At 33.7% G+C, this 9,907-nt stretch carries 7 protein-coding genes, 1 pseudogene and 1 other annotated feature; of the genes and pseudogenes, 3 read left to right on the plus strand and 5 right to left on the minus strand.

Translation table 11 applies throughout. The annotated features are described in order from the left end of the window. Nucleotides 1-8: 8 nt before the first annotated feature. Nucleotides 9-761: a threonine/serine exporter family protein gene (locus ACQKMI_RS21305; RefSeq protein WP_323650953.1), complete on the minus strand. Its 753-nt coding sequence runs from the start codon at nucleotides 759-761 to the stop codon at nucleotides 9-11. A gap of 259 nt (nucleotides 762-1,020) precedes the next feature. Here ACQKMI_RS21305 and ACQKMI_RS21310 point away from each other — a divergent pair, with 259 nt between their 5' ends. From ACQKMI_RS21310 to ACQKMI_RS21320, 3 genes and pseudogenes are all read left to right on the plus strand, one after another. Further along, nucleotides 1,021-2,427 carry a polysaccharide deacetylase family protein gene (locus ACQKMI_RS21310; RefSeq protein ID WP_427492172.1) on the plus strand — a complete coding sequence of 469 codons (1,407 nt, stop codon included), beginning with the start codon at nucleotides 1,021-1,023 and terminating at the stop codon, nucleotides 2,425-2,427. A gap of 86 nt (nucleotides 2,428-2,513) precedes the next feature. Next, nucleotides 2,514-2,831, plus strand: a complete 318-nt coding sequence (locus ACQKMI_RS21315) for a transposase (RefSeq protein ID WP_427492174.1) — start codon at nucleotides 2,514-2,516, stop codon at nucleotides 2,829-2,831. 29 nt (nucleotides 2,832-2,860) lie between these two features. Continuing rightward, nucleotides 2,861-3,379, plus strand: a pseudogene (locus ACQKMI_RS21320) (IS3 family transposase); the annotation flags it as partial. A gap of 155 nt (nucleotides 3,380-3,534) precedes the next feature. Here ACQKMI_RS21320 and leuS read toward each other — a convergent pair. The 4 genes from leuS to ACQKMI_RS21340 all read right to left on the minus strand — a co-directional run bounded on the left by leuS (nucleotide 3,535) and on the right by ACQKMI_RS21340 (nucleotide 9,308). Beyond that, nucleotides 3,535-5,955 carry a leucine--tRNA ligase gene (gene leuS, locus ACQKMI_RS21325; RefSeq protein WP_427492176.1) on the minus strand — a complete coding sequence of 807 codons (2,421 nt, stop codon included), beginning with the start codon at nucleotides 5,953-5,955 and terminating at the stop codon, nucleotides 3,535-3,537. Nucleotides 5,956-6,000: 45 nt separating this feature from the next. Further along, nucleotides 6,001-6,235: a binding site (T-box leader), on the minus strand. Between the two features lie 69 nt (nucleotides 6,236-6,304). Next, on the minus strand, nucleotides 6,305-7,507 hold the full coding sequence (locus tag ACQKMI_RS21330) for an MFS transporter (RefSeq protein WP_427492178.1): 1,203 nt from the start codon (nucleotides 7,505-7,507) through the stop codon (nucleotides 6,305-6,307). 52 nt (nucleotides 7,508-7,559) lie between these two features. Continuing rightward, on the minus strand, nucleotides 7,560-8,861 hold the full coding sequence (locus tag ACQKMI_RS21335; protein WP_427492180.1) for a CapA family protein: 1,302 nt from the start codon (nucleotides 8,859-8,861) through the stop codon (nucleotides 7,560-7,562). 78 nt (nucleotides 8,862-8,939) lie between these two features. Continuing rightward, nucleotides 8,940-9,308 carry a glycine-rich domain-containing protein-like gene (locus ACQKMI_RS21340; protein WP_427492182.1) on the minus strand — a complete coding sequence of 123 codons (369 nt, stop codon included), beginning with the start codon at nucleotides 9,306-9,308 and terminating at the stop codon, nucleotides 8,940-8,942. Nucleotides 9,309-9,907 lie beyond the last annotated feature (599 nt).

Consider the following 9,907-nt stretch of genomic DNA (forward strand, 5'->3'; position numbering starts at 1 on the left):
TCTGCCTCCTAAAACGATAGAGTGACGGCAATAGCTGCACCAATTGCAAAAGCTGTTAAAAAGGCCTCAACGCCCTTCGCCATCCCTGATATAAAATGACCTGCTATTAAATCCCGAACTGCATTCGTGATCAAAATACCTGGTACTAGTGGCATAACGGAACTAATAACAATTTTATCTATTTCCGTACCATGGCCATATTTCACTGAAAAAACCGCAATCGTTCCTACTACTAATGAAGCTGTAAATTCTGAGAAAAATTTTACTTTTGTTAAGTCATTTATCAATAAAAGCACTAGGAAGCCTAACCCCCCTGCCAAACAGGCAAAAAGGAAATCAGACCATCCCCCCTTAAACATTATAAGGAAACAACCACTCGCAAGAGCCGCTGATATGACTTGAATATATGTTGGTAAAAAATAATTTGTTTTTTGTATCGACTTTAGCTCGTCATAAGCTTCTTCTAATGTTATCATGTGAGATGTGAGTCTCCGAGATACTGAATTTACCAAGGCTATTTTTTGCAAATCTGTTACCCTATTGGAAATTGATGTAATTCTCGTTGGCTGTGTCTTGCCTAACGAAAAGATGATCCCTGTGGGTGTGGCGTAACATTGCGCATCCAGCATATTTTGAGAATGTGCCATACGTAGCATTGTATCCTCCACACGGTATGTTTCTGCACCACTTTCAATCATAATTCGCCCTGCAAGCAATAAGCAGTCAATCGTAAATTCATTATCCACTTCATGTAAAACCATTACAGTTAACTACCTCCTTTAAAAGGTTCCTTGCCAATAGTATCGAACTGCAAATAAAAACTCAACTAAAATTTCAACTTTTAACACAAAAGTATTTTGGCTTTCATATGATGAAAACGATAAGCTAATGAGTAATTTATTCATGAGGATTGTTTCTACAAATTAATAGCAAAACTTCGTAGATTCGTATAACTTTTTCAATGACTAACACGTCTGATTGTATAGAAAAATAAATACGGAAAGGAGCGTCTCCATCAAAATGCCGGAACGCAGAAAAAAACGCGGCCCAATGATTGATTTCCTATTAATTGGCCTCATCATTTCATTAACGACTATTATTTTAGTCATTATCCTATCAAAGGATGACTTTAAGTTTCAAAAAATTAGTGCCTCAGACGAGTCAAATTCAGATTCAATAACGAGTAACCTATCCACAGAAAGCTCTGCGTTTCCAGGTATACGTATTGTAAGCGATGTTTCTAATGATAAGCGAACACCTTTTGCTATTCACTATCCAGAAACAGATAACAAAGCTTTTAATGATGCTGTATTACAGTACATAACGGATTCAAAAGAAAACTATCTGTCATCTATGAAAAAAAATAAAGATAAAGAGGCAATAGGTGAGCTGAATATTAGTTTGGACACTTTCCCATATCAGAAGCACTACTATTCCTTTGTGCTAACAAAAATGTTGTATACAGGTGGAGCCAATCCTGAGATTTCAACAAAAACATTCTTTATCAATCATGAAACTGGTAAATTAATTTCCATTGAAACATTGTTGAATAACGACGAAAACAACTTATCAGCATTAGCTACTTATATACGTAAGGACTTACAACAAAATCCCAAGTTAAAGGAAGAGCTTTTCAAGGACGATGTAATCAAGTCAACTGAACCTAAGTGGTCTAACTTCCATCGCTTTGCTATCGTTGATAATTCGTTACAATTCTATTTTGATGAGTATGAGATTGCTAGTGGCGCAGCTGGTCCACATACTGTGAAGCTTCCACTTTCACTGATCAATCCGTTGTTAGCTTCTGAATTCCAGATTGCTATGGAAAAACCAACGAAGCCAATTATTACAGGTGATCCAAACAAAAAACGTATTGCCTTAACTTTTGATGATGGCCCACATCCAAAGGTTACAGAACAGATTTTAAATACGCTCGATAAGTATAATGCAAAAGCTACCTTCTTTATGCTTGGTAGTCGCGTACAATATTACCCTGATATCGCAAGAGACGTGCTTGCAAGGGGACATGAAATCGGTAATCATTCATGGAACCATCCTGTATTAACAAAACTGTCACTAGAGGCGGCCGTAAATGAATACGCATCAACAACTGGGGTGATAGAGAAGGCCATTAATCAAACGCCAACTGTATTTAGACCACCGTATGGAGCAACAAACGATACGATTAACGCTCAAATTCCAATTCCTGTTGTTTTATGGTCGATCGATACATTAGACTGGAAGTTCCGTGATGCTCAACAGCTACTACCTCATGTGAAAAATAATTTACACAATAACGCTATTGTCTTAATGCATGATATTCATCAATCGACTGCCGACGGTCTTGATGCTGTACTTGCTTATTTACAAGGGCAAGGCTATGAATTCGTGACAGTATCTGAAATTCTTCCATATCGTCAAAAATAACCAAAGAAAAAGTCCAATAAACTCAAGGTTTAGGTGCTGCACCCCAAAAGTTAGAGTAATAAATCTAACTTTTGGGGTGTTTTTGTATGGCGAAATATAGCCAAGGTTTTAAATTAAAGATTGTTCAAGAGTATTTAAAAGGGAATCTGGGATACCTATTATTAGCGCAAAAATATGGTATTCCATCTCCAACTCCAATCAAACGTTGGGTTAGGGCTTATAAAGCTTTTGGAGAAGAAGGTTTACAACGGAAAACAAAGTATGAAGAATATCCTGTTCAATTCAAATTAGATGTATTAAACTTTATGAAACAAACAGGTGCTTCTTACCAAGATACAGCAATTCGATTTAACATGAATCAGCCTAGTTTAATCGCGGCTATAAATCATATAAAGGTACTGTAGGAAAAGTCGCGAAGAATCGATTAAACCGCCGTTTCCATACAACGTACTTCTTACAAAAACTCGTGACAGACGTAACAGAATTCAAATGTACAAACAACGAAAAACTCTATTTTAGTCCGATTATGGATTTATATAACGGTGAAATACTGGGCTTTAGTATGTCTAAACGCCCTACACTTGATTTCGTAATAGACTCATTGAAACAAACACTCCCAATTATTCAAGAACACGCCCTATACTGTACAACAATTCACTCGGATCAGGGCTGGCACTATCAACATCATTCATGGGTAATAACATTAAAGCAAAACAAGATTTTCCAAAGCATGTCTCGTAAAGCAACCTGTGCAGACAATACGGCCATGGAGAACTTTTTTGACTTACTCAAACAAGAAATATATTACGGAGAAGAATTAATCTCCTATGAAGCGTTAAAGAAGAAAATAGAGAAGTATATCGATTACTATAATAACGATCGAATTAAACAAAAATTGGCCGGAATGAGCCTGGTAAAATACCGAACTCATGCCAGCCAATTAGCTGCATAAATAAAACTCTAACTTTAAGGGGTCACTACCTTATTGGGCTTTTTTGTGTTAAAAAACAAAATGATCAAGGGTAATCTTTATGAATGTTAAGGCCTTTAAATGAAGGTGATCTTCGCTTTCTCATGCTTTGCCTACATTCCCGAAGTTCCTAATCATTAAATTAATATGTTTGCTATTTTATTGGGAATATATATAAACTTTTTGATATCTGCCTTTTTTGTTATATAGTCTGTAATTTTAGGATCATTTAAGGTATATTCCAATACTTTTTCTTTTTCTAGATTAGTAGGTATTTTTATTGTTGTTTTAAATTTCCCATTTATTTGGATTACCAATTCACATTCATTATTAATCAAAAGTTCTTCATTATAAATTGGCCATGAAGCATATGCAATTGAGCTCGTGTGTCCAAGTCTCTCCCATATTTCCTCTGCAATATGAGGGATAATAGGTGACACTATTTTAATAAACCCTTCGATTACTTCTTTTGAAATTTGTGTTTTTTTGTTTAAATAGTTTAAAAATGACATACATTGTGAAATGGCGGTATTAAATCTTAAATTCTCCATGTCTTCTGTAACTTTTTTAACTAGTAAATTATATTTATAAATAGTTTCCGTATTTTCTTGATTGTTATTTATTGAAGAACGAACACAATCGTCTTCATCTATAATTAAATCCCAAATGCGATTGATAAATCTTTTTGCACCGTCAATTCCGTTTGTTGTCCATGGTGCTGAAGCATTTAATGGACCCATAAACATTTCATATAAACGCAAGCTATCTGCCCCATGACTATTAATAATTTCATCAGGATTGACAACATTCCCCTTAGATTTACTCATTTTGACGTGATTTGAACCAAGTATCATACCTTGATTATATAATTTTTGAAACGGTTCATTTGTATGGACAATACCAATATCATAAAGAACTTTATGCCAAAATCTCGCATATAATAAATGAAGTACTGCATGTTCTACTCCACCTATATATATATCTACAGGTAACCAATGTTTTAAAAGTTCTGGATCTGCTATTTGTTTATTATTTTTCGGGTCAATATATCTTAGATAATACCAGCAAGAACCGGCCCATTGTGGCATTGTATGTGTTTCACGGCGGCCCTTTTTTCCTGTTACTGGATCAACTACATTTACCCATTGTTCAATGTTTGCTAGTGGTGATTCTCCTGTACCTGATGGACGGATGTTATTGATTTTTGGCAATTCTAGTGGTAATTGGTCTTCAGGGATTGTTGTCATTGCGCCATCTTCCCAATGAATTACAGGGATTGGTTCACCCCAGTAACGTTGACGCGAGAATAACCAATCACGAAGACGATAAGTAGTTTCTTCTTTTCCTGAATTATTACTTTTCAACCATTCTATTACTTTTGTAATACCTTCAATTTTATTTAGACCATTAAGAAAATCAGAGTTAATGTGTAAACCGTCGCCAGTGAAGGCTTCTTTCCCAATATCTCCACCTTCTATTACTGCTTTTATTTCAAGCCCGAATTTTTTTGCAAATTCATAGTCTCGTTCGTCATGAGCTGGAACAGCCATAATAGCACCTGTGCCGTAAGTAGTTAATACATAGTCTGCAATCCAAATTGGTATTTTTTTATTGTCAATAGGATTAATAGCGTAACTACCTGTGAAAACACCAGTTTTTTCTTTAGCCAAGTCAGTACGTTCAAGGTCAGATTTTAACTTTACTTTGTTAAGGTATTCATTTACAGCAGCTTGTTGCTCTAGTGTTGTAATTTCATTTACAAGTTTATGTTCTGGTGCAAGTACACAGTATGTTACCCCAAATAATGTATCTGGGCGTGTTGTAAATACTTCAAATGATTTCTCCGTGCCATCAACAATGAATTTTATTTGTGCTCCTTCAGAACGACCAATCCAGTTTCGTTGGATATCCTTCAAACTTTCTGGCCAGTCAAGATTATCCAAATCCTCTAGTAAACGTTCTGCATAATCTGTAATTTTTAAAACCCATTGTTTCATAGGGCGACGTATAACAGGGTGGTCACCACGTTCTGATTTCCCATCAATTACCTCTTCATTCGCTAATACAGTACCTAATTCTTCACACCAATTTACATTCACTTCATCCTGATATGCAAGGCCTTTTTCAAATAATTTTATAAAAATCCATTGTGTCCATTTATAATATTCTGGATCAGTAGTATTTACTTCTCGATCCCAATCATATGAAAATCCTAAATTTTGTATTTGTTGTCTATAAGTATCTATGTTTTTGGTAGTAATTATTTCAGGGTGTTGTTGATTTTCAATTGCATATTGTTCAGCCGGTAATCCAAATGCATCCCAGCCCATGGTATGAAGGACGTTGTACCCCTGCATTCTTTTCATTCGTGCTATTAAATCTGTTGCTGTATATCCTTTAGGATGACCTACATGCAATCCTGCCCCAGATGGATAAGGAAACATATCTAAAACATAAAATTTTGGCTTTTCCTTATCATAAACATTAGTTTGAAAAGTTTTTTCATTCAACCATTTACTTTGCCATTTTTTATCGATTTTTCTAAAATCATAATTCATTCTGTTCAACCTCCTAGTTTCTTAAAAATAAAAAACTTCGCCTCAAAAAGAGACGAAGTTGGATCCGTGGTACCACTCTTATTAGCTATTAATAGCTCACTTAAGTAGAACAATTTTAAAAAAATTGTTCTTGCATGTCTAACGGGTGCATCCGTTCACATTTACTAACTTTCGATGTGAAAACTCCTGGACGAGTTGGGGAATGTATTGGCTATTTCGCACCAATTAATAGCTCTCTGAACAATAGTGATTCCTTAATACTTCCAATCAACGTTAAAAATATTAGATTTTTCTAAAATTATAAAGTATTCAATCTGTTTTGTAAACTTTTCTCAACTAGAAGTATACTTTAGGCAATATATTTAAAAGAACTTTTATTAACATAAATTAATAAAATAAAAATAATAAAACTAGAGAAAAGAAACAGGTATGGTATAGGTAACCATTCTGCCCAAATACCTGAAATAAGTAAACCTAGAGGAAGAATTATTTTAGAAAACATAGAAGTTGTACCTGCTACTCTTCCAAGTAGATGATTAGGTGTAGTTTCCTGTCTTATAGCTAAAAAGATAATATTATTAATGACATTTGTACAAGATCTAAATGTTAATAAAATAGCTAGTTGCCACCATTCTTGAGCGAAGAAAAACATGAAAAGAATAACCATATCAATCCTTAGCATACCAATAAATATTGCACCACGTGTCCATCTTTTATGAAGTTGATTTAAACATTTTGCCCCTATGAGTCCACCAATAGCTGAAATAGAAAACATCCAGGCAACTTCTTTAGTGGAAGCATTTAATTTATCAACTGCATAAAAGGTAATAACCCCTATTATTAAACTAGATGCAAAGTTAAGGAAAATAATTACTAACGTTGGTGGTAGTAATTTTTTATTGCCAAATAACTCTACAAAACCTTCTTTCATATCAAACCATACAGACTGATTAGAACTATTAACAGGTTCTATTTTAGTATGAAGAAAGAATACACTAATCCATAATAAAACTAAGCTTATTGAATAAAATAAAAACACCCATTCGTAAGTAAACCAGATAATTAGAATTCCTCCAATTGCTGGACCTATAATTGAAAAAAGTGTATTTATAAAGGTGAATTTTGATTGGATATCCTGCAATTTTTCTTTTTCAAATAATTGTGGGACAATAGCGTGTTTGGCATTATTATATGTATAGCTTACTGTAGATATTAAAAAACCAATGAGGTATAGATTCCATGTTGCAAGTTGATCTAACCAAATTAATAGTGTAAGTAAGATAACACATAATGCCTGTAATAGACTTGTCCATTTCATCATTTTTTTTCTATTGATTCTATCAACAATTACACCTGCTAACATGCCCAAAAATATATTTGGTAAAAAATCTATAGCACGCACTATACTCATTGTTAATGCAGATTTTGACCATTCATAAATAAATAATGGAAGAATAAATACATAGATTTTATCACCAAGTGATGAAATTAAAGTTCCAAAATAAAGAATATTAAAATTGCGGTTTCTATATAATGATTGGTATTTTATCATCAAGATCCTGAATCCTTTTAGTTTTTAAACTTTATTAATCTCATTCTTCAAATTAAAGTACAATATGCCCAACTCCATCTACTATTTTCAATTCAGTATTAAACGAAGCAGAAAGCACCCTCATTTTTTCTAGTATATCCACATTTTCGCTAATTTCAGGCCAACCACGTTGATAGCGTTTTTTTTCTTGCCCTAATTCTAGAGGATACAAAGTCAGCTTAGTAAGTTTCCCGCTTCTCATGCTCCACAAAGGTAAAACAGATGTCCATGCATCTGGATATAATGAAAATCCTCGGGTATTATTTTTACTTCTAGCATCTAAAGCATCAGTTACAGCATGACTATGATTTAGCCCGAATTTTTCATAAAAATCATGGGGTAAATTGGTTATTGTTTCATTTTGAAAAATAAAATTTCCCAGACTATAAAATATTGGTCTATCCTTATAAATTTCGATTCCACGCAATACATGTGGACCGTGTCCGATGATTGCATGAGCTCCTTCATCTATACAAGCTTTTGCAAATGTTTTTAAAAAATCTGCTGGTTCTTCAATTATTTCTCCTTGGATTTCATGAGAATGAATACTTATTAGAACATAATCTGCTTGAGTTTTAGCTTCGGCAATAACCCTTAGTATACGGTTTAAATCATTCTGGTTAGGTGTCGTATATTTCCCTTCATTTTCCCCCTCTTTAAAAATAAGTCTGCCAAAAGGAAATACATCGGGATTTAATTTTTCTATAAGGCCGGCTTCGACCCCTTTATTATAGAATCCATTTACTTTTACCTTTTCAGCAATTTCAGATAGATTTTTCATTTTATCTTTCGATATAACGTGATAGGTATGATGACGAAGTGGATTTATGCCTGGTCTACCTATCATATCTGGCCGTTGTTCGCCAGCAACCCAAGAATCATGAAAAGTTGAAGTAACAGAGATTAATGCTATACGACCTGAAGGAGTGTCCAGATATTTAGCCTGACTTGCGTAGGACAAATTACTTCCTGCCCCTGCATGTATAAAACCGTATTGATTTAAGTATTTTTCGGTAGCTAATAATCCTTCATAAGAATAATCGAGGGTATGATTATTTGCCCACGCAATTAAATTAAAACCATATGCTTTTAAATCTTTTAAGACATCAGGATGGGCCATGGCCCAAGTACCCCCACTAACAGCGGAAGGTATTCCTTCCATTTTATGAGTTGTTACTTCTAAGTTAGTGAATCGGACATCTGCAGTATTAATGAGTGAAGAAATTTTCATATAGTTCTCATCTTTTGATGGAAGTCTACGAGTGATAAAGCTATCACCCGTCGCGACAAAACTTATGTCAATATTACTTTGCATAATTTCTCCCCCTGTATATTCTAGGTATCATTTTTCGGAAACTGTGGTTATTCTACTACATACCAGGGATATTTCTTTTTATAATCTATAACCATATTCTTTTTCCCAAATATCGTTGCCCTTATTAAATATTTCATTTAATACGGGAAGTTCCCCTTCTTTTTTCCCAAATCCAGCATTATGCGTTAATATTCCATTAAAATATGTTAAACTATCGGCATAATAGTATTGAGGATGTAACATATGCAAATGCCATACTTCATCAATGGATTTTGTAGGTGATAATTGCTGTTTAGGATATTTTTTTAAAATTCTCCAAAACATTTTATATTCTTTGACCATTCCTTCTATTTCTTCTTTTTCTCGATCTTCAAAATAATTACCGAAAAGTATACATGCATCAACTAATGAAAAAGAAAAATCAGGTAATTCAATTGTTTTTTCCATAATAAAACGCTCCTCTTTTAGTATTTATGTTTTTTTTATTTAAATTTCATAATTTCAAAAGAGAAAAGAGCGAAAATTCGCTCTTTCCTCTTTTATTAATTTTGGTTACCGTTAGTTGTAGGTGCATCAGCAACTTCACCGATACATAGTTCGCTTTGTGTATTCATTAAATTCACCACCCAATCATATTTTAGAAAATCGTTTATTCATTAAATGTTCTATAAACAAACATTAGTTTTGGTTACCGTTAGTTGTAGGTGCATCAGCAATTTCACCGATACAAGCTTCACTTTGTGTATTCATTAAATTCACCTCCCAATCATATTTAGAGAATCGTTTATTCATTAAATGTTCTATAAACAAACATTAGTTTTGGTTACCGTTAGTTGTAGGTGCATCAGCAACTTCACCGATACAAAGTTCACTTTGTGTATTCATTAAATTCACCTCCGGAATCATATTTTAGAAAATCGTTTATTCATTAAATGTTCTATAAACAAACATTAGTTTTGGTTACCGTTAGTTGTAGGTGCATCAGCAACTTCACCGATACAAAGTTCACTTTGTGTATTCATTAAATTCACCTCCGGAATCATATT

It is taken from the genome of Lysinibacillus sp. NPDC097214 (genome assembly GCF_050277945.1).
Taxonomy (GTDB): Bacteria; Bacillota; Bacilli; order Bacillales_A; family Planococcaceae; genus Lysinibacillus; species Lysinibacillus xylanilyticus_B.